Raw genomic sequence first — 19086 nt, 5'->3', positions numbered from 1 at the left:
TCAGGTTGGCGTGGCGTCATCTGCTGACCGCTCGGTACAGGTCAAACCAGTTCTTGACGCATCGGGTGAAGGAGTGCTCGGATGCGTACTCCCGGGCCAACTCGCGCCGATGCCCCGGGTCGCTGCCCGGACGAGTAGCCGCACGGATGGCGGCGGTGATCGCCGGTGTCGTCAGGTCCGCCTGGTAGGCAAGCACACCCGCACCCCGCCGAGTGATCTCCGCCAGCCCGCCGACTCCGGAGTGCACGACCGGAACGCCGAGGGACATCGCCTCCAGCGCGCTACGTCCGAAGGATTCCACTCGGGATGGTACGAGCAGACAATCGAGCGTCGGTAGGAACGATGCGGCATCCACGCGGCCGACGAGTCTGATGTTGGGACGAGCCGCGATGGGCAGTGTTCCGGCTCCGGCGACCAGGAACTCGGCATCAGCGAGTGCATCCGCGATGTCGGTGAGAAGGTCCGCGCCCTTTTCTCGCTCGAGTCGACCGAGGAAGCCCACCCGGATCGATTCGGTCGGTGGACGGAGCGACGTGAGGCCTGCCGTCGGCCAGATCGCAGGTAACGGATTTGTGATCACACGTACGTTGTCGACCCGTCCGCGCACCCGCAGCTCCTCCGCCTCGAAGGCGGAGACCGCGACGGTTGCGTGCGGTCGTAGTCGACGAGCGATCAGGTCGAGCGTGATGTTCGCCTGCACCGCGGCTTTTCCGCGCAACGACGCTGCGGCGTCACGGTACTGCCACAAGCTGTTGTGCAGTGCGACCACCAGCGGAGTCTGCCGGCCCTTGACGCCGAGCCCGGCTCTGGCGTGCATCGCGGCGGAGAGCAGGTGGGCGCTCACCACGTCCGGCCGCGACTCGTCGACGAGCCGCCGAATGTCCCGCGCGTAGTCAAGATCGACCCGTCGGGTGGCTGCGAGCCTGAACCACCTGATTCCCGAGTCGCGGAGCGTCGCCGCCACCTCGTCGTCGGGCGTGGCGGCCAGCACCTCCACCCCCTGCTCGGCCAGCGCCGGCAGCATCTCGGCGAGAAATCGCTCAGCGCCGCCAAGTTGCCGTCGTCCGGCACCACCCGTCGTGCACACGAATAGGACCCTCATCGAGCACGCAGTCCTTCGATGGCGCCCCGGGCCACCGCCCGACGGGTGGCACCGCCACCCACCCCGGCCCGTAGCAGCACTCCGAGGGTGTAGGCGGAACAGGCGATCCTTCCGCGCCAGCCAGCAAGCTCGCGACTCGCCCGGATGAACTCGCGGGTCTGTCGGCGCGAGATCTCCTCCGGCGGCCACCGTCGCTTGGCGCTCGCGTCGTCCTCGTGGGTCACGACGGCCGCCGGTACGTAGGCGAGGCGCAGCCCCAGCCGCCGGACCGCCCAACACAGCCGTAGATCCTCGGAGTAGAAGAAGGAGGACTCGTCGACGCCGCCGATGGCGTCGAGGGTTTCCCGGCGGATCGCCACGAAGGGCCCGGAGAACCAGTCGCCCTGTTCGGGCGGGGAGACTATCCGCAGGCGCGGTAGTACCAGGCTCAGTCCGGTGGCGTGCGCGAGCCCGGCAGCCACGGTCAGGAAGCGTCCGGCCGCTGTCTGGTCCGCGCCGTTCACGTCGAGGACGGTCGGAAACGCGGCCCCGACCGTCGGATCGTCGAGACGCGCGGACAACTCCTCGACGGCGCCGGTTCGAACGACGATGTCGTTGTTGGACAAGACCACGCGGGACCGGGTGGTGTGCCGTACTCCCAGGTTCATGCCCTTCGCGTAGCCAAGGTTCACCTCCGAACGGAGGTACCGGGCTCCGGTCTCGTCGCACATTGCCTGTAGGGCCGAGCTGATGTCAGCGGCGCTGCCGTTGTCCACGACGACAACCTCAGCGGCGGACGGCAGCGATCTCACGCAGGCGTTCGTCCGCTCGAAGTCTTCCCAGGTCAGAACGACGATTGAAACATCCACCGCTAGGCCACCCGATTGAGGAGAAGGTGCGACGACCGCCGCAGGCGCTGCCAGGTCCGGAACGTGTAAACGCCGTATGCGAGCGATGAGGCCGTGGCGGCACCGGTAGCGCCGATCCATGGAATGAGCAGGAGGTAGAGCACGACCGAGACTGACATCGTGACTAGAGCGACGGCCGTGGTGGCTCGCTCGCCACTCTGCTTGAGCAGCATGGCGCTCCAGGTCTTGCCGACGGCCAGCGCCAACGTGCCGGGCAGCAGGAGCAGCCCGAAGATCCAGGCGTCGCGGTAGTCGGGCACCAGCAGGCCGACAACAGCGAGCCCGATCACCGCCAGGCAGGCCACGGGAAACGCCGCCCGCACCGCTGCCCGGCTCTGGTCCTGGATGGCGTCGGGATCTCGTTCGGCGAGGATCCGCTGCGACCTGACCACCGCGCCGGCCTGTGCGAACTCCAACGCGGCCACGGCCAGGGCGTAGACGCCAAGTGGTCCGGCCCCGGCGAAGCGAGCCACCAGGACCTGACTCAATCGGTACGTCACCATCTGAGCGGAGACGCCGACGTGCAACTGGCCCACGGCGACGAGGTCGGCCCGATATTCGGGCAGCCGTGCGGTCACCGCCGGAAACGGCCGGAGCCGTTGCGCCCAGACCAGGACCGCGCCGGCCAGGACGGCAGCGGCTGCCACCTGGACGAGAAGCCAGACCAGACTCCAGTGGCCGCCGTCGCGCTCGTCGCCGACGAGCAGGATCGCGTACCCAGCCATCAGCACACCGCCGCCTGCCGCCCGGGTGGCGTACACGAGCCAGAATTTCTTGAGGCGTAGACCCAGCGCAGCTGCCGTGTTGAAGACGGTGAGGGCGCAGGCGGCGCCGATGCCCACCGTGAAGCTGCCGATCCCGGCCAGCGCTGTCATCGCGGCTGCGGCTGCGGCCGTGAGCCCGAGCGAGACCCCGAGGATGCCGAGAATCCAGCTGCGTCCGCGAGACATGATCCAGCCAGCGGGACGCGACAGCAGGAAGGTGTCGGTCGAGAAACCACCGATCGCAGCCCCCATCGTGGCGGCCACCATGTTTGCCGCGAGTTCACCGCGTTCGGTCGCCGGGAGCGCAACCGACACGACGGCCGCGAGGCCGGTCATCCCGAGCGCGGCAATGTAGAGACGTTCGGGTGAGAGGCGGCGGCGGATACCTAGCACGCGGTGTCCTCGGTCGACCCCGGGCTGACGTCTTGCCGAGACCGGGCAGCGTCGGCCAGCCACACGCTTCCCACTCGTCTCCCCCCGAAGATGTGGTGGATGTGCCAGCATGAACGCCACGTCGCTGGCACTTTCTACCCGAACGACGCTCGGTCCCGCAATCGACCGCCTGGACCGAACCTGCCGCATCTGCCGAGCGGCCCCTCGGACATTTGACGAAGTCACTCACCGGTAATCTGACGGCTCGTCCGGGGACAACAGACGTGGAGCCACATGTACCTCGCCCGTTACTTCGGCGCGCACTGGGCGACGATGGCGCTGCTGGCCCTGCTCGGCGGGATCGGGGCGGGTGCCCTGGCGGCCAGCCAGCCCGCCAGCTATCGCTCCGAGGTGCAACTGCTCGTCAGCTTCGTACCGGAACCGCCGGACATCCGGGAGACCGCCGCCCCGGCGCTCGCCGAACAGTTGATGCAGCGGCGGGTGAAGACCTACGCCAGCATGATGAACAGTGCGCGGCTGACCCAACCGGTGATCGATTCGCTCGGCCTGCCGGACACACCCGCCCAACTCGCCGATCGCATCGTTGCGTCGTCGACCGTGAACACCCTGGCGATCGACGTGGCTGTCACCTACGGCGACCCAGCGGGGGCGGCCGCCATCGTCAACGCGCTCGCCGCCGAACTGCAGCGAATCGCGGAGCGCGACGCAGCGCCAGCCGGCCTCGTGTCGAGGGCGCGGGTCTCCGTGCTCAAGGTCGGCGTCGTCCCCAAGGAACCTGAAGCGGTGCCCTGGCCGTGGCATGCGGCCCTCGGTGCGCTCGGTGGATTCGCAATCGGGATCGGCATCGCCGTGTGTCATGCCCACCGCAGGTTGGGCACTCCCGTGAGCGCAGACCTCAAGGCTGCCTGGGCGGCGACCGTGCGAACGCACCCATTCGGCGGCGGTGCGTCGAGCGGAAGCCGGCAGCTTTAGCGACCTCCGGCGCGGAACACCTCCGCGACCGTACGCAGCACCACCTTGACGTCGAGCCAGAGCGACCAGTTCTCGATGTAGTAGTTGTCGAACCGCGTGCGATCGGAGATCGGCGTGTCCCCCCGCAGGCCGCTGACCTGCGCGAGCCCAGTCAGCCCGACGGGCACCCGGTGACGCGCGGCGTAGTTCGGATACTCCGCCGAGAACTTCTCGACGAAGTACGGCCGCTCCGGCCGCGGACCCACCACGCTCATGTCGCCGCGCAGAATGTTCCACAGCTGAGGCAGCTCGTCGAGCGACGTACGGCGCATGAACCGGCCGATTGGCCCGACTCGCCGGTCGTGCCCGATGGTCCAGTTGGTCTGCGACTCCTGCTCGTCCCTCGGACGCAGCGTCCTGAACTTGATGACCTGGAAGGACCTGCCGTGCCGGCCGATGCGCTCCTGACGAAAGAAGATGCCGCGCCCCCCTTCGGCGGCGGTGGCGACGGTGCAGAGTAGGAGCACTGGACACAGCACGATCAGAGCCACCGTGGCGAACAGCAGATCCGAGGCTCGCTTGACGGCCCACCGTGGACCGGAGAACGTGACATCACCGATCTTGATGATCGGGATCGCCCCGATGTGGTCGGGGTATCCGCCCTGAGCCCGGGAGCCCCACAGACGCGGGACCGCCCACAGGTCGCATCGGGCACTGCGGGGACGTAGCAGGGTCTCCATCAAAGTGGACTCCGGACAGTCCGGGTCGGCGATGACGAGAACCTCGCACTCCAACAGGCGAACCAGGTGCTCCAGATCGTCGAGGGTGCCGCTCAGCGGGAGCGTGGCACCGCGCTGCCGGGCGGGGGCGTCGACACAGCCGACGAACCGTAGCCCGTAACGGGGGTAGCGGCGGAGCAGCCGGGCGAGTTCGAGCCCGACCGGCCCGCTACCGATGATGATCGCGTTGTGCTCCACCCACCGGCGCTTGCGTACGGCGATGGTGAGGGTACGGCTGACCACCCGGCCGAGGATCACCAAGCCAGCCGACAACGCCACTCCCCGCATGAATCCGCTGACGTACTCGACGGAGGAGTGACGCAGCGCCGCGATGATGGCCACCACGGCGGCAGACGCCAGTAGTCGCCCACAGAGGCTCGGCAGCTCGTCCAGGATGCTCACGTGCCGGCGGGGCCGGTAGAGCCCCCCGGCGGCGAAGATGGCCACCGCGAGGACGGCGTTTGCCAACGTGCCCCGCCAGTACGTCTGACTCAGCAGCAGCGGGGTGAGCAGCGCGGCGGCGTCGATTGGAAGCGTCATCATCCATGCCCGCAGTCGTCGCGTCCGCGACGATGTACGGGATCGGGCATAGGGCAGGACCGCAGTCGTGTCGAGCCCGGAGGTGGCCGCGTCCGCCATCTCGTCGGCGACCGGCATCTCGACGGAAGCCGGGGCCGGTGGAACCTCGTCGTCGACGGCGTCCTGCCGCGCGACCCGTTGTTGTCCCCACCCGCCGGTGCGCTCGCCGGACGGGGGATGGCTGATTGTCGGCTGGCTTGTCATGGTTGGCGCTCCCCCCGTGGAACCCTTGGCCGCGCGACAAGTCTCAAAGGGCGACCGCAGGATACGGTCGGGTGAGATAGACCGCCATAGTAGGAAGGCTTGTTTCCTCTTCCTACTTTGCGGCGGACTGGATTTCCGGCACCGCGTCACGGCGTACCGCGTCGAAGAGCCGATCAGCCTTCGCTGTGTCGGCGAGCACGACACTTTCGTTGCCGATCCGGCCCGTGCCCTTGGTGGGGCAGGTGTAGAAGTCGAGATTTCCGCCACGCAGATGACGCAGTTCCATGCCTAGATCCAACAAAGACATGGACTCGTCGACGGCCACCGCGTCCGCCGTAGCACGGACGAACGAGTTCAGTCTGGTGGGGCTGGCCAGGGTGCCACCGGAGGCCGCCTTGTCGAGAATGGCCTTGATGACCTGCTGCTGGTGCTTGATCCGGGTGAAGTCACCGTCGGCGAACGCGTACCGCTCGCGGGCGTAGTCGAGCGCCGCGGCACCATCCATCTCCTGCTTGCCCGCGACGAATTGCCGCCGGCCGTCGGGCGTGAACGAGTGCCGGGAGGTGAAGCCCTGCTCGACGGTGATCTCGATGCCGCCGAGGGCGTCGACGATCTCCTTGAACCCGGCGAAGTCGACCATCGCCACGTGGTCGACACGAACGCCGGTGAACTTCTCCACCGTCTGCACCATGAGCGGGACACCACCCCAGGCGTACGCGGCGTTGATCTTCGCATCGCGACCGCCGCGCCCCTGGCGGGATCTCGGCACACTCACCCAGGTATCGCGAGGGATCGAGATGAGCTGGGCGCTGGACCGATCCTTCGGGAGGTGGGCAAGGATGATCGTGTCGGTGCGGGATCCCGAGGTGTTCTCCGGATCGCGGGAGTCGCTGCCCAAAATCATGATGTTCAAGGCGTCGGCCGCGACGACCTGTGGTCGGGACTCCTCCGGGACGTCTTCGAAGGCGTCGACCCGCTCAACGCTGGATTCGACGGACCGGTAGTAGAGCCCTGCGGCGAGCATCCCACCACCGACCACCAGCACCAGCACCAGGCCCATGATCAACACTAGGCGCGACCACCGCCGACGGCGTCGCGGGCGCTCGGCCGGCGCCTCCAGTGTCGGCGGCTCGTCGGCGGACGACGCCGCAGCCGGTGGGCTCGCGGAAAGCGACGTATCGGTTTGAACGTCCCCGTGGTCCTGGCGCATGATGAGGATGCTACTGATTTCGACCCCTGGCTCGCATTCCCCTGTCGTTGCTTTCGCGTGTCGACCCGTCGCAGAGCCGAAACACAGTGGAATGGGCGGTACGACCAACTTCCCTTTGTTACCCCACTGTTTCCGTTGATCTGGTAGAACGCAGCGGTGGATGCCGTCAAGCTGCGTCGGGCGATCGCCCGTACCCGCCTCGCCCCCGTCGCCGCCTTTCCGAAACGCCTGGTCGCCGTCGCCCGGCACGACGCCAAGGTGCTGCGTACCTCAGCCCGCTGGTTGGTCGCCTCGCGGGAGCATCACAACTACACGTACGAGTTGACCAAGCTCAGTCGGCACCATCTCGCCTGGTTCGTCAGTGTCGTCTGCGAGCTGCCGGTCAAGCAGGTCCGGGGGTACCTCGCCGAGATCGAGTCCGACGACGCGCTGCGGCAGCACATCAGCTCCGCCATCGCGGGCGCCGCCCGTCGTGGGCTGGCGGACCGGCAGGTGCGGTACGCCCGCCGGATCGGCTGGTACGCGATCGTCCGGGCCCGGCGGCCGAAGCACATCGTCGAGACCGGCGTCGACAAGGGACTGGGCAGCTGCGTGCTGGCCGCCGCGCTGCTGCGCAACGCCGCAGAGGGGCATCCGGGTCGGGTCAGTTCCATCGACATCAACCCCGAGGCCGGCTATCTCGCCCGCACCGCGCCCTGGTCGGAGGTGATCGACCTGGTGATCGGCGACTCGGTCGAGTCGATCACCGCGTTGGACCGGCCGGTCGACCTGTTCCTGCACGACAGCGACCACAGCCGCGCGTACGAGCGGCGCGAGTTCGCCGCCGTCGAGTCGAAACTGGCCCCTGGGGCGATGCTGCTCACCGACAACGTCACCCACACGAACGTGCTGGCCGAGCATGCCGAACGCACCGGGCGGCGGTTCCTCGCCTACCGGGAGACGCCGGCGAACCACTGGTACCCGGGCGACGGCATCGGCGTGGCATGGTAACCGGGTGCGGCTGAGCGGGATCACCACCTATCCGGTCAAGGGTTGCCGTGGTCTCGTCCACGACGCGGCCGACGTACGGCCGTGGGGGCTGGACGAGGACCGGCGCTGGATGCTTGTCGACGCCGAGGGGATCGGCGTCACCCAGCGCGAGGCCACGTCGCTGGTCCGGGTGTATGCCAGCCCGGCCACCGACGGGCTGCTGCTGCGCGCCGACGGTCATCCCGACCTGGTGGTGCCCGAGCCGACCGACGGCACGCCGGTGTCGGTGCGGACGTTCCGGCGGCGGGTGCTGCGGGTCGACGCGCTGCCCGCCGGCCCGGCCGTCGACGCCTGGTTCGGTGCGGTGCTCGACCGACCGGTCCGGCTGGTCCGACTGGCTCGACCGACCCGGCACATTCCACGCGGCGACCGGAAGTACGACCCCGGGGATCAGGTCAGCTTCGCCGACGCGTACCCGGTGCTGCTGACCAGCACGGCATCGCTGGCGGCCCTCGGCGACTGGCTCGTCGCGGACGGTGCGCAACCGGTGCCGATGACCCGCTTCCGGCCCAACCTGGTGCTCGACGGTGCCCCCGCCTGGGCGGAGGACGACTGGGCCGGGCGTGGGCTGCGCATCGGCGCCGTCCGTTTCCGCGCCGCCGGCCCGTCGGCCCGCTGCCTGGTCATCACCACCGACCAGGAGACCGGGGTACGCGGCCGGGAACCGTTGCGGACCCTCGCCCGGCACCGCAACATCGACCGCAAGCTCCTGTTCGGACTCAACCTGGTGCCGCTGGAGTCGGGCCGGGTGCGGCTCGGTGACCCGGTCGAACTGTCCGACTGACCAGGTGGACACGGCTCGACGACGACCGACGGACACCTCTTGCCGCCGGCCGGCCGGCGGATCGATGATGGCCGAGGCGGACCTCGACCAAGGGAGTCTGAGATGTCGGTGATCCATCATCCCCGGGTGGCATGGGACACGGCCCGGACACTGGTCGGGGCGGTACCCGACGACGAGCGTTTCCGCAGCATCGCCGGTGAGCTGGAACGGCTGCTCGGCGGTGGCGTGGCGCAGTCGCTGCGGGAGACGCGCGACCGGCTGCGCTCGGCCCCCGACGACGGGCGCGACCTGATCGAGGCCGGAGTGTGGCGGGTCCGGATCGAGGACGCGCTGCGCAGCCACCCGGACGCCGTGGAGCCGCTGCGCCGGCTGACCACCCACGCGCAGTCGAGATCAAGTTCGTCTTAGCTTTGGCTTAGCTCGCTTGTCCGGGCGGTCGCCGCTCCGGCAGCATGTCTGCACGTGACCGACGGAATCGACGGCCCCGCCGGCCATTCGTCGACTCGGCGTTCCGCGCCGCGTCGGTGGCTGGTCGGCGGGGCGGTGGCCACCCTCGCCACGGTGGTAGGGCTCAGCCTCGCGCTCCGCTCGGGCGCCGCACCCGCCTGCGCCGCACCGCCCCGTCCGGCCGTCGCACTCCCGGCCGCCGTTGCGCAACTCGCCCCGCCCGCCGCCGGCACCCGCCACGAGGGGAAGGCGACCTTCTACGACTCGAAGGGCGCGGGTGGGAACTGCTCCTACCCGGCCGCCCCGGCCGACCGCCGCTACGTCGCGCTCGGCCCCGCCGAGTACGCCGACGGTGCCGCCTGCGGCGGGTACCTGGAGGTGACCGGGCCGAAGGGCACCGTACGGGTGATGGTGATGGACCAGTGCCCCGAGTGCGAACCCGGTCATCTCGACCTGTCCCGGGAGGCGTTCGCCCGCATCGCGGATCCGGTTCGGGGCATCGTCGACGTCAGCTACCGGTTGGTCGCCGACCCGCCGCTGTCCGGTCCGCTCACCTTCCGGATCAAGGAGGGCGCGTCGCAGTGGTGGTTCGCCGTGCTGGTCGCCGGCCACGGCAACCCGCTGCGTTCGGTCGAGGTGCGTCAGGGCAGTTCGGGGCCGTGGCGGGCGGCGGCGCGGGAGAGCTACAACTACTGGCTGATCGAGTCCGGTGCCGGGCCCGGCCCGTACCAGATCCGGGTCACCGACACCCGGGGCCACCGGGCCACCGCCACGGGCATCCGGATGGCGCCGGGCAAGGTGCAGCGCAGCTCCGTCCGGATGTACGGGGACAGTCCAGCCGGGTCGGCCACGGCCACCAGGACACCGGCGGCGCGTGCGAAGCCGTCGGCCAGCGCGTCGACCCGTGCCTCGGCCCGGCCGACGCCGTCGGTCGCGATGACGGCCGACGCGACCGCATCGGCGGCGCCGACCGGTGTCGAAGCGTTCGCACCCGCGCCGCTCGCCGCGCCCTCGCCCGGTTGCGACTGACGCTGCGGCCGGCGCCCGTCGGTCAGCCGCTCGTGTGTTGATCCTGCCGGGCTGCCGTCAGGTCGAGCCACATCAGGATCTCGTCGCGGTCGTCGCCGGGGGCGACGCGGATCGCACCGGGCCAGCGGCCCACCTCGTGGTACCCGAGCCGCCGGTAGAACCGGTCGAGCCCGAACCCGTCCCGCACGGTGACGTGCAGCGCCGCCAGCCCGAGGCCGCGCGCCACCCGTTCGGCCTCGCGCATCAGCGCGTCACCGAAGCCACGTCCCTGGGTGTCGGGGTGCACCATCACCCGGGTGAGCACCCGCAGGTGCGTCTTCAGGTGGAACCGGGGATCGGTGAAGATCGCCATGGCGACCAGCCGATCGCCGTCGTAGCCCAGCAGCAACCGGTCCGGTCCGTCCGCGATGGCGGCCAGCGTCGGGTCGGCGATGGTGCGGACCTCCATGGCGTCGACAGGTGCCACGAAGCCGACCGCGCCGCCGGCGTTCGTCACGTCGACCCACAGTGCGACGATCCGTTCGCGCAGGTCAGCGGTCAGTTCGGGGTCGAGGACGAAGCGCAGACTCACGCCCGTCATCCTGGCCCGTCAGTCGTCCTCGCCGCCCGAGATGGTGACGAGCCCGACAGCGCTTTGATCGCTCTTGTGGGGGAAGCGTCAAGTGGTGCGGGAGGGGGGACTTGAACCCCCACATCCTTTCGGACAATAGGACCTAAACCTACCGCGTCTGCCGATTCCGCCACTCCCGCCGGCCTGAGTGATTCTAGAGCGACACCCGGCTGTGTCGAGCCCGGCCCTCCCTCGGGATGAGCAGAACGGCCGACCGGTACGACGATTCAGTCCAGGCCGAGGTCGCGGCGCAGCTTGGCGACGTGGCCGGTGGCCTTCACGTTGTAGAGCGCCCGCTCGATCCGCCCCTCCTCGTCGATGATGAAGGTGGAGCGGATCACGCCGGTGACCGTACGGCCGTACATCTGCTTCTCGCCGTACGCGCCGTAGGCGGTCAGCACCGACTTGTCCACGTCGGCCACCAGCGGGAAGGTGATCGCGTCGCGCTCGCGGAACTTCGCCAGCTTTTCCGGCTTGTCCGGTGAGATGCCCACCACCTCGTATCCGGCGGCCTGCAACGAGGCCAACGAGTCGCGGAAGTCGCAGGCCTGCTTGGTGCATCCGGGCGTCATGGCGGCGGGGTAGGCGTACAGCACGACCTTGCGACCGCGCAGGTCGGCCAGGGTGAGCTGCCCGCCGGTGTCGGTGGGCAGGCTGAACCCGGGCGCCGGGTCGCCGGGGGAGAGGCGGGCGGGAGCGGTCATGGCACGACCCTACCGCCGCGCCGGACCAGCCGGTCGGCGCGGCACGTCGGACGAGGCGTACGGCACTGTTGCCAGGTATTGGCAACAGCGTGGTACGGGAAATACGCTCACCCCTGTCGGCGGGCACGGGTCCGCCGATCCGTGGAGGTCATGTGGAAACCCTGGCGATGCACATCTCCAACGGCATCATCAACGGTCCGGTCGCCGCGGTCTTCGCGGTGGTCGCACTGGCGGCGATGGCGTACTGCGTCATGCGTGGCCGGCAGGACCTGGACGACCGACTGGCCCCGATGGCCGGTCTGGTCGCCGCGTTCATCTTCGCCGTGCAGATGCTCAACTTTCCGATCTTCACCGCCGGGGTCAGTGGCCACCTGCTCGGCGGTGCGCTCGCCGCGATGCTTGTCGGGCCGTGGGTCGGCGCGCTCTGCGTCGCGGTGGTGCTCGTGGTGCAGGCCCTCGTCTTCGGTGACGGCGGGGTGGCCATGCTCGGCCTCAACATCACAAACATGGCCGTGATCGGCATCGCAGTGGCGTACCTGCTGATCGCGCTGCTGCTGCGGGTGCTGCCCCGCACCCCGACCGGGTTGGCAGTCACCGCCTTCGTCGCCGCGCTGGTGAGCGTGGTCGTCGCGGCGATGGGCTTCGTGCTGCAGTACCAGCTCGGCGGCACCACCGATCTCGGCGGCAACCTGGCCGGCCTGGCCGGCACCATGGCCGTGTCCCACCTGTTCATCGGCATCGGCGAGGGTCTGATCACGGCGACCACTGTGGTCACCGTTGCGAAGGTCCGTCCCGACCTGGTGTACGCGCTGCGCGCCCTGAAGCCGGCCGCGCCGGTGACCGTACCGACCGTCGGAGGTGTCCGGTGAGGAAGTGGGGTTTTATCGTCGGCGGACTCCTCGTCGCCCTGCTGCTGGCCGGCGTGGTCAGCAACTTCGCCTCGTCGCACCCGGACGGACTGGACTCGTCGCTGCGGGAGGGCTGCACCTTCGACGCCAACGACGAGATCACCGGCGGCAGTTGCCCGGCGCAGCAGGAGCAGGAGCACGAGATCGGCGGTCCGCTGGCCGACTACGGCATCGCGGGCCTCGACAACGACTTTCTCTCCACCGGGCTCTCCGGCGTGCTGGGCGTACTGCTGACCTTCGCCGTGGCCGGCGGCGCCTTCTGGCTGGTCCGCCGCCGGGAGCCGGCGGGGGAGAACGCCACCGGGGCGCAGCGCACCGACCCGGCCACCACGAGCGGCGGGTAGCCGAGGTGGGGGCCGGTCACGCCCACGTGCTGTACCGGGCCACCGACTCACCGGTGCACCGGCTCCCGCCGGAGGTCAAGATCGCGGCGATGGTGGCGTTCACCATCGCCGTGGTCGCCACCCCCCGCGAGGCGCTCTGGGCCTTCGGCGCGTACGCCCTGCTGGTCGCGGTCGTCGCGGTGCTGGCCCGGGTCAACGCCCGCTGGCTGCTGCTGCGGTCGACGATCGAGTTGCCGTTCGTCCTGTTCGCCTTCGCCCTGCCGTTCCTCGGCGCGGGCGAGCGGGTGGACGTGGCCGGGCTGCACCTGTCGGTCGACGGTCTCTACGGTGCCTGGAACATCGTCGCCAAGGGCACCCTCGGCGTCTGGGCGTCGCTGCTGCTGGCGGCGACCACCTCCACCCGTGACCTGATCGTGGGGCTGGACCGGCTGCGCTGCCCGCAGATCGTCACCCAGATCGCCACCTTCATGCTGCGCTACCTCGACGTGCTGGTCGGTGAGGCCCGACGGATGCGTCTCGCCCGGATCTCCCGGGGCGACGATCCGCGCTTCGTGTGGCAGCTGCGCGGCTTCGCCGCCGGCATCGGGGCGCTGTTCCTGCGCGCCTTCGAGCGGGGCGAGCGGGTCTACCTGGCGATGCTCTCGCGTGGCTACACGGGTCGGATGCCGACGGTGTGGCAGGGCGGCGCGGCGGCGACGACCGGGCAGTGGCTGATCGCGGCCACCGTGCCGGTGCTGGCGGGCACCGTCGCCGCCACGGCCGCCGTCCTGACATGATCGAAGCGTGCAGCCCACCCCGCCCAGCCTGGACGTCCGTGGCGTCCGGTACGCCTACCCCGACGGTCACGTCGCGCTGCACGGCGTCGACCTGACGGTGGCGCGCGGCGAGCGGGTCGCGCTGCTCGGCCCCAACGGCGCCGGCAAGACCACGCTGGTGCTGCACCTCAACGGCATCCTGACGCCCACCGAGGGGCAGATCGCGGTCGGTGGGCTGACCGTCGGCCAGGACCGGGCGACGCTTGCCGAGATCCGCCGCCGGGTGGGCATCGTCTTCCAGGATCCGGACGACCAGCTCTTCCTGCCCACCGTCGCCGAGGACGTGGCGTTCGGCCCGGCCAACCTCGGGCTGCGCGGGGCGGAGCTGGCGGCCCGGGTGGACGAGGCCCTGGCCGCGGTGGGCATGTCGGAACACCGGGACCGGACCCCGCACCACCTGTCCTTCGGGCAGCGTCGTCGGGTGGCGGTGGCCACCGTGCTGGCGATGCGGCCGGAGATCCTGGTGCTCGACGAGCCGTCGTCGAACCTCGACCCGGCGGCGCGGCGGGAGCTGGCCGGCATCCTGCGCACCCTGCCGGTGACCCTGCTGATGGTCACCCACGACCTGCCGTACGCGTTCGAGCTCTGCGACCGCTCGGTCATCCTCGACGCCGGGCGGGTCGTGGCCGACGGGCCGACAGCCGTGCTGCTCGACGACGAGGAACTGCTCGCCCGGCACCGCCTCGAACTGCCCTACCCGTTCCGCCCCACCACCGGGCGAACGCCGATCAGCGAGTGACGGCCGTTGTCGCGGTCGGGCGGCGGGCGGCGGTGTGCAGGCGCAGCAGCGCGGCGGCCAGCGCACCGGCACCGGCCACCACGACGAGGACGACGAGGGTCCGGGCGACGGTCGGCGGCCACGGCGTCGGAAGCACGGCCCGGCTGAAACCGGCGACGTTCGTCACCCCGGCGAACAACGCCAGGCAGACGCCCGCCAGCGCCACCACGAAGTCGACGTGGGACCGGGGAGCGGACGAGGCACCGCCGCCGGTCGCCGCCCGTGTCCCGGCGGCGATCGCCGCCAGGCCGGTCAGCAGGGTCCACACCGGACCGGTCAGCAGGCCGGCCAGCACAGCGCCCGGTCCCTGCGCCCCGGCGTCGAGCGTCCGCCCGAGGGCGAGCGCGACCGCCGCGGCTCCGCCGACGATCAGCAGCCCGCCGAGGGCGACGAGCGCCCGCCGGCCGGGGCCGGAGGCCGCCGGCAGCACCCCGAGCGCACCGACCGCCAGCACGCCGACGACGGTCACCACCCACCAGGTGTACGCGTCCGGCGGCGGTACCCAGTCCAGGGTGCCGCGGATCTCCGCCGGCCCGTCCGCGCCGCGTAGCGGGACCACCCAGTCGCGTACCCGGTGCTCACGGTCGGGCGCGGCGCGGACCTGGGCGGGCGGTTCCGCCTCGCGCCACAGGGCTCGCTGGTCGTGCCAGCGGGCCGTCGTCCCGCCGTCGACACGGTGCCAGCGCGGCTCGGCGGCTGGGTCGGCCTCGGCCGGCAGGGCGGTGTCACCGACGAGCGTGCGGTTGAGATACGTCGCGGGTGAGCGGGAGTTCTCGTAGACCCCGTCCGGCCCGATCCGCAGGTACGGCTCACCCGAGTAGCCGATCACCTCGACCGGGGTGTCGCCGGTGTTCGTCAGCTCCAGCCGGGCACCCGCCTCGATGACCCGTACCCGCAGGTCCGGGTGGCCGGCGGCGGTGACCGTCACCCGGTAGTCCGTGCCGTTCGGCGCGTCCGCGCCGTGGGCGAGGGCGGGGGCGGCGGTGGCGAGGATCGCGGTGATCGTGCCGGCGAACAGCAGCCCGGCCCGGGCGAGCAGGGTCACCGGCCGGCCGCCTCCACCGCCGCGGTGATGTTCTCCGGCGTCCACTCCCGCACCGGCTCGCCGTCGACCAGGATGGTCGGCGTGCCGGTGACGTCGGCCTGGCTCGCCTCGGCGGTGACGTGCTCGGTCCACGGCTGGTACTTGGCGTCCCGGACGCAGCTGGCGAACGCGTCGCGGTCCAGCCCGACCTCGGCCCCGATGTCGATCAGCTCGTCGTTGCTGAGGCCGGCACCGCCCTCCGGCGGCTGCCGTTCGAACAGTGCCTCGCTGAACTCGGTGAACTTGCCGCCCTCGGCGGCGCAGCCGGACGCGGCCGAGGCCCGGGTCGAGTAGTCGGTGCTGGAGTACCGGTCGAGGAAGGCCACCGGGTGGTAGACCACCCGTACCTTGCCGTCGGCGACCAACTGGTCGATGGTGGCACCGCTGGTCTGTTCGAACTGCTTACAGGCCGGGCAGATGTAGTCCTCGTAGATGTCGATGGTCACCGGCCCGGAGCCGACCACGATGCCGGTGCCCGCGTCGTTGGCGCCCGGCGGTGCGGTGAACTCGTCGGACTGCTGGCTGGACCAGACGCTCCAGCCGATCAGGCCGGCGATGACCAGCACCAGCACCGCGCTCAGGGAGATCCACAGGGTGCGCTTGCGACGTCGCTCCTGGGCCATCTGTTCCCGGACCACCCGGGCCGCGTCCTTGCGTCCCTTGCGACTACTCATTGTCGTCCTCCACCGGTTCGCCCGCGAGCGCGCCGTCGGCGGAGACGGCGGTGCGGGGCCAGATCAGCAGGAACCCGGCCAACGCCAGGAAGCCGATGTCCCGGAGGATCTCCGGGAGATAACTGGGGCTCTCTCCGGCCGGCAGTTCGCCGCCCACCCCGAAACAGCCGCAGTCGATGGCCAACCCGCGCGACCAGGCCGAGGCGATGCCGGCGATGAAGACCAGCAGCAGGGCCGCGGAGACCCCGGCGGTCAGCCTGGTGGCCAGCCCGAGCAGCAGCAGCAGACCCAACGCCAGCTCGACGAAGGGCAGTGCCGCGCCGATCACCATCGCCACGTCGTACGGCAGCACCTGGTAGGCGTTCACCGCGCGGCCGGAGGCGGCCAGGTCGCCGACCTTCGACCAGCCCGCCCAGAACCAGACGACGGCCAGGCCGAGCCGGACGGCGAGACCGAGCCAGGGGCGCCAGGTGCGCAGGTTGGCGTTCACCCTGCCAACGCCTCGTCGACGGCGTCGACCAGGTCGGCCCGGGCCCGTGCCACCCGCGAGCGGATGGTGCCCACCGGCACCCCCTCCACAGCGGCGGCCTCGGCGTACGACAGGCCGAGCAACTGGGTCAGCACGAATGCCCCGCGTCGTTCGGGGGCCAACCGGCGCACCAGGTCGCTCGCGCCGAGCTGACCGGCCGGATCGGGGTGCGGCACGTCGGTGTGCGCGTGCGCGGTGAGCCGTTGATCCAGTCTCCGCCGCCGCACCACCGTACGCAGGTGGTCGGCGCAGGTCCGCCGGGCGATGCCGAGCAGCCAGGTGCGGGCGCTGGACCGGCCGGCGAAGGAGGGGAGCGCGCGGAACGCCCGCAGGTAGGTCTCCTGGGTGAGATCGTCGGCGCTGCCCGGATCGATGAGTGCCGCGGTGAACCGCCACACCTCGGCCTGGGTGGCGCGTACGAACGCGGCCTGGGCGACCGGGTCGCCGTCCCGGGCGGCCAGCGCCCAGCCGGTGGCCGGGTCGGCGGTCGGGTCGGGCTCCGCGTACCGCGCCGTCCCGGCAGGTCGCCTCGGCCGGCCGTCGGCGCGATCCGGGCCGACGGTGCCGGTGTCGGCGGTGGCGGAGGTGTCGCGCGGGGCGGGGATCACGACAACCCAGGTTACGCCGCGGCGCGGCGAGCGGCAGGGTCCTTCGGCCCTTCCATGGGATGCGCCACTCCGGGAACTTTTCCGGCGTTTCGGCCGACTATCCGCCCATGACTCCCGGTCCGGACTCCGCGCGCCCGTGCCCGATCATGGGTGATCGCCGCCAGTCGATGGACCTGGCTCGCCTGGAACGGGTGTCGTCGGCGACCATGGGCGGCATGACTGCCGTCCATCGCCGCCGGTTCGCCCGGCTGGCCGCGACCGCCGGCCTCCTGGTCGCCGTCGTGGCGCTGCTGCTCGTCCCCGCCGGCCCGGCCAGCGCCCACGCCGTGCTCTCCAGCAGCAGCCCGGCCGCCTCGACCGTGGTGCCCGCCGCGCCGGCCGAGGTGGTGCTCACCTTCAGCGAGACGGTACGCAAGGTGCCGGACCGGATCCGGGTGATCGCCCCGGACGGGTCGCGTGCGGATCAGGGCGAGCCCACCTTCGCCGGCAGTGTGGTGAACATCCCGGTCGACACCGACCGCGGCAACGGCACCTACCTGGTCACCTACCGGGTGATCTCCGCAGACAGTCATCCGGTCTCCGGCGCGTTCACCTACTCGGTGGGTGCGCCCTCCGAGCCGCCGGTGGACAGCGGCGACGACGGCCAGGCCAACCCGGTGGTCGGCACCGCGGTCAAGGTCGCCAAGTTCGTCGGCTACGCCGGACTGCTGCTGGTCATCGGGCCGGCGCTGGTGCTCGCCCTGCTCTGGCCGCGCCGGCTGTCCCGACGCGGGCCGGCCCGGCTGGCCTGGACCGGCCTCGGGCTGGTGGCGCTCGCCACGGTGGCGGCAGTGCTGCTCCAGGTGCCCTACACCAACGGCGGCGGGGTGTTCGACGTCACCGGCGAGGGGCTGAGCCTGGTGCTCGGCAGCGCCTTCGGCGCCGCTCACCTGGTCCGGCTCGGTCTGCTGGCCGCAGTGGCGTTGCTGCTCCGGCCGCTGCTGGCCGGCCCGGTCGGCCGGACGGACCTGGTGATCCTGGGCGTGCTCGCGGTGGGAGCGCTGTTCACCTGGCCGATCGCCGGGCATCCGGCGGCCTCGCCGGCCCCGGCGGTGTCGGTGCTCGTCGACACGGTGCACCTGGGCGGCATGGCCGTCTGGTTGGGCGGGTTGGTGATGCTCGCCGTGTTTCTGCTGCGCAGGGCCGACGAGCGGGAACTGGGGGCGATCCTGCCGATCTGGTCCCGGTGGGCGGCCCTGGCCGTCTCCGCGCTGCTGCTCGCCGGCACCGTCCAGGCGCTGATCGAGGTGGCCACCCCGGCGGCCCTGGTGAACACCACGTACGGGCGGCTGGTGCTGGCCAAGATCGGCCTCTTCGTGCTTGTCATCGCGGTGGCCGCCTACTCCCGCCACCTGGTGCGCACCCGGGTCGCGGCCAGCCGGCCGGCTCCGGTGCGCCGGGCGATCTGGGCCGAGCTGGCGATCACCGCGATCGTGCTGGGAGTGTCGGCCACCCTGGTCCAGACGACACCCGCCCGCAGCGTCTCCACGGACGTGTCCGCCGCCGACAGCGGCTACTTCAACACCACCGCGACCAGCTCGTTGTACTCCATGCAGATCGAGGTGTCGCCGGCCCGCCGGGGCAACAACTCGGTGCACCTGTACGCGTACACGCTGGACAACCAGCCGCTGCCGGTCGTCGAGTGGCAGGTCACGGTCGCCCTGCCGGCGGCCGGCATCGAACCGATCCAGGTGCCCCTGCTACCGCTCACCGACAACCACGCCACCGGCGAGATCAGTCTGCCCGCCGCGGGCGATTGGGAGCTGCGGGTGACCGCCCGTACCACCGAGATCGACCAGGCCACGGTGACCGCCACCGTACCCGTCCGATAGAGA

Annotated in this window: 21 protein-coding genes and 1 tRNA gene; 10 read left to right on the top strand and 12 right to left on the bottom strand. The window is 71.0% G+C overall.

The features are described 5' to 3' along the window. Window positions 1-16: 16 nt before the first annotated feature. The 3 genes from ENC19_RS04930 to ENC19_RS04920 are packed head-to-tail and all read right to left on the bottom strand — an operon-like array spanning window position 17 to window position 3005. Window positions 17-1102 (bottom strand): glycosyltransferase family 4 protein, encoded by a 1086-nt coding sequence (locus ENC19_RS04930; protein WP_164445886.1) that lies wholly within the window; start codon window positions 1100-1102, stop codon window positions 17-19. After that, complete coding sequence (locus tag ENC19_RS04925; RefSeq protein WP_164445885.1) at window positions 1099-1950, bottom strand: glycosyltransferase; 852 nt, start codon at window positions 1948-1950, stop codon at window positions 1099-1101. The genes ENC19_RS04930 and ENC19_RS04925 overlap by 4 nt, the downstream gene beginning before the upstream one ends. Window positions 1951-1952: 2 nt before the next feature. Beyond that, window positions 1953-3005 carry a lipopolysaccharide biosynthesis protein gene (locus ENC19_RS04920; protein ID WP_235944377.1) on the bottom strand — a complete coding sequence of 351 codons (1053 nt, stop codon included), beginning with the start codon at window positions 3003-3005 and terminating at the stop codon, window positions 1953-1955. 414 nt (window positions 3006-3419) lie between these two features. Between ENC19_RS04920 and ENC19_RS04915 the strand changes: the two genes are divergently transcribed. Then, the gene (locus ENC19_RS04915; RefSeq protein WP_164445883.1) at window positions 3420-4118 is read left to right on the top strand and encodes a YveK family protein; all 699 of its coding nucleotides are present in this window, start codon (window positions 3420-3422) and stop codon (window positions 4116-4118) included. Here the strand turns inward: ENC19_RS04915 and ENC19_RS04910 are convergent. Next, entirely contained in the window at window positions 4115-5659 is a 1545-nt protein-coding gene (locus ENC19_RS04910; protein ID WP_235944376.1) for a sugar transferase, read from the bottom strand. The genes ENC19_RS04915 and ENC19_RS04910 overlap by 4 nt on opposite strands. A 112-nt stretch (window positions 5660-5771) precedes the next feature. Continuing rightward, entirely contained in the window at window positions 5772-6869 is a 1098-nt protein-coding gene (locus tag ENC19_RS04905; RefSeq protein WP_164446003.1) for an LCP family protein, read from the bottom strand. A gap of 156 nt (window positions 6870-7025) precedes the next feature. On the opposite strand from ENC19_RS04905, the gene ENC19_RS04900 reads away from it, so the two are divergent. The 4 genes from ENC19_RS04900 to ENC19_RS04885 all read left to right on the top strand — a co-directional run bounded on the left by ENC19_RS04900 (window position 7026) and on the right by ENC19_RS04885 (window position 10158). After that, complete coding sequence (locus ENC19_RS04900; RefSeq protein WP_164445882.1) at window positions 7026-7859, top strand: O-methyltransferase; 834 nt, start codon at window positions 7026-7028, stop codon at window positions 7857-7859. Window positions 7860-7863: 4 nt separating this feature from the next. Beyond that, window positions 7864-8682: an MOSC domain-containing protein gene (locus ENC19_RS04895; protein ID WP_164445881.1), complete on the top strand. Its 819-nt coding sequence runs from the start codon at window positions 7864-7866 to the stop codon at window positions 8680-8682. Window positions 8683-8784: 102 nt separating this feature from the next. Continuing rightward, the gene (locus tag ENC19_RS04890) at window positions 8785-9090 is read left to right on the top strand and encodes a hypothetical protein (RefSeq protein ID WP_164445880.1); all 306 of its coding nucleotides are present in this window, start codon (window positions 8785-8787) and stop codon (window positions 9088-9090) included. 54 nt (window positions 9091-9144) lie between these two features. Beyond that, window positions 9145-10158, top strand: a complete 1014-nt coding sequence (locus tag ENC19_RS04885; protein ID WP_328824139.1) for an expansin EXLX1 family cellulose-binding protein — start codon at window positions 9145-9147, stop codon at window positions 10156-10158. Window positions 10159-10180: 22 nt separating this feature from the next. Here the strand turns inward: ENC19_RS04885 and ENC19_RS04880 are convergent, their stop codons facing one another. The 3 genes from ENC19_RS04880 to bcp form a co-directional block, all read right to left on the bottom strand. Continuing rightward, window positions 10181-10729 carry a GNAT family N-acetyltransferase gene (locus ENC19_RS04880; protein ID WP_164445879.1) on the bottom strand — a complete coding sequence of 183 codons (549 nt, stop codon included), beginning with the start codon at window positions 10727-10729 and terminating at the stop codon, window positions 10181-10183. A gap of 92 nt (window positions 10730-10821) precedes the next feature. Then, window positions 10822-10908 (bottom strand) — tRNA-Leu (locus ENC19_RS04875). A gap of 87 nt (window positions 10909-10995) precedes the next feature. Further along, entirely contained in the window at window positions 10996-11472 is a 477-nt protein-coding gene (gene bcp, locus ENC19_RS04870) for a thioredoxin-dependent thiol peroxidase (protein ID WP_164445878.1), read from the bottom strand. A 152-nt stretch (window positions 11473-11624) separates the two neighbouring features. Here bcp and ENC19_RS04865 point away from each other — a divergent pair, with 152 nt between their 5' ends. Genes ENC19_RS04865 through ENC19_RS04850 form a run of 4 tightly spaced genes read left to right on the top strand, consistent with a single transcriptional unit; the run spans window position 11625 to window position 14278 of the window. Then, window positions 11625-12341 (top strand): energy-coupling factor ABC transporter permease, encoded by a 717-nt coding sequence (locus ENC19_RS04865; RefSeq protein ID WP_164445877.1) that lies wholly within the window; start codon window positions 11625-11627, stop codon window positions 12339-12341. Continuing rightward, window positions 12338-12724 (top strand): PDGLE domain-containing protein, encoded by a 387-nt coding sequence (locus tag ENC19_RS04860; RefSeq protein ID WP_164445876.1) that lies wholly within the window; start codon window positions 12338-12340, stop codon window positions 12722-12724. Before ENC19_RS04865 ends, ENC19_RS04860 begins: the two co-directional genes overlap by 4 nt. A gap of 5 nt (window positions 12725-12729) precedes the next feature. Then, window positions 12730-13500, top strand: a complete 771-nt coding sequence (gene cbiQ / locus ENC19_RS04855) for a cobalt ECF transporter T component CbiQ (protein WP_164445875.1) — start codon at window positions 12730-12732, stop codon at window positions 13498-13500. A 7-nt stretch (window positions 13501-13507) separates the two neighbouring features. Beyond that, window positions 13508-14278 (top strand): energy-coupling factor ABC transporter ATP-binding protein, encoded by a 771-nt coding sequence (locus ENC19_RS04850; protein ID WP_164445874.1) that lies wholly within the window; start codon window positions 13508-13510, stop codon window positions 14276-14278. Here the strand turns inward: ENC19_RS04850 and ENC19_RS04845 are convergent. From ENC19_RS04845 to ENC19_RS04830, 4 genes are read right to left on the bottom strand one after another with little or no spacing between them, the layout of a single operon-like run. Further along, window positions 14268-15362: a hypothetical protein gene (locus tag ENC19_RS04845; protein ID WP_164445873.1), complete on the bottom strand. Its 1095-nt coding sequence runs from the start codon at window positions 15360-15362 to the stop codon at window positions 14268-14270. The two genes, ENC19_RS04850 and ENC19_RS04845, sit on opposite strands and share 11 nt — an antisense overlap. Beyond that, window positions 15359-16075, bottom strand: a complete 717-nt coding sequence (locus ENC19_RS04840; RefSeq protein WP_164445872.1) for a DsbA family protein — start codon at window positions 16073-16075, stop codon at window positions 15359-15361. Before ENC19_RS04840 ends, ENC19_RS04845 begins: the two co-directional genes overlap by 4 nt. After that, a complete protein-coding gene (locus ENC19_RS04835; protein ID WP_164445871.1) occupies window positions 16068-16565 on the bottom strand; it encodes a MauE/DoxX family redox-associated membrane protein in 498 nt (165 codons plus the stop codon). Before ENC19_RS04835 ends, ENC19_RS04840 begins: the two co-directional genes overlap by 8 nt. Beyond that, window positions 16562-17212, bottom strand: coding sequence for a sigma-70 family RNA polymerase sigma factor (locus tag ENC19_RS04830; protein ID WP_164445870.1), 651 nt, complete (start codon window positions 17210-17212; stop codon window positions 16562-16564). The genes ENC19_RS04835 and ENC19_RS04830 overlap by 4 nt, the downstream gene beginning before the upstream one ends. A gap of 206 nt (window positions 17213-17418) precedes the next feature. Between ENC19_RS04830 and ENC19_RS04825 the strand changes: the two genes are divergently transcribed. Then, the gene (locus tag ENC19_RS04825; protein WP_164446001.1) at window positions 17419-19083 is read left to right on the top strand and encodes a copper resistance CopC/CopD family protein; all 1665 of its coding nucleotides are present in this window, start codon (window positions 17419-17421) and stop codon (window positions 19081-19083) included. The last annotated feature ends 3 nt before the right edge of the window (window positions 19084-19086 follow it).

The sequence above is a fragment of the Verrucosispora sioxanthis genome, assembly GCF_010560025.1.
GTDB classification, from domain to species: Bacteria; Actinomycetota; Actinomycetes; order Mycobacteriales; family Micromonosporaceae; genus Micromonospora; species Micromonospora palythoicola.
This window is presented reverse-complemented; position numbering and strand designations above follow the sequence as displayed.

What these genes read in the sequence shown, in the direction of transcription:
- ENC19_RS04930 (WP_164445886.1), bottom strand. Translation starts at nt 1,102, where the DNA reads ATGAGGGTCCTATTCGTGTGCACGACGGGTGGTGCCGGACGACGGCAA.
- ENC19_RS04920 (WP_235944377.1), bottom strand. Translation starts at nt 3,005, where the DNA reads ATGGGGGCTGCGATCGGTGGTTTCTCGACCGACACCTTCCTGCTGTCG.
- ENC19_RS04915 (WP_164445883.1), top strand. Translation starts at nt 3,420, where the DNA reads ATGTACCTCGCCCGTTACTTCGGCGCGCACTGGGCGACGATGGCGCTG.
- ENC19_RS04910 (WP_235944376.1), bottom strand. Translation starts at nt 5,659, where the DNA reads ATGACAAGCCAGCCGACAATCAGCCATCCCCCGTCCGGCGAGCGCACC.
- ENC19_RS04905 (WP_164446003.1), bottom strand. Translation starts at nt 6,869, where the DNA reads ATGCGCCAGGACCACGGGGACGTTCAAACCGATACGTCGCTTTCCGCG.
- ENC19_RS04890 (WP_164445880.1), top strand. Translation starts at nt 8,785, where the DNA reads ATGTCGGTGATCCATCATCCCCGGGTGGCATGGGACACGGCCCGGACA.
- bcp (WP_164445878.1), bottom strand. Translation starts at nt 11,472, where the DNA reads ATGACCGCTCCCGCCCGCCTCTCCCCCGGCGACCCGGCGCCCGGGTTC.
- ENC19_RS04840 (WP_164445872.1), bottom strand. Translation starts at nt 16,075, where the DNA reads ATGAGTAGTCGCAAGGGACGCAAGGACGCGGCCCGGGTGGTCCGGGAA.
- ENC19_RS04825 (WP_164446001.1), top strand. Translation starts at nt 17,419, where the DNA reads ATGGGCGGCATGACTGCCGTCCATCGCCGCCGGTTCGCCCGGCTGGCC.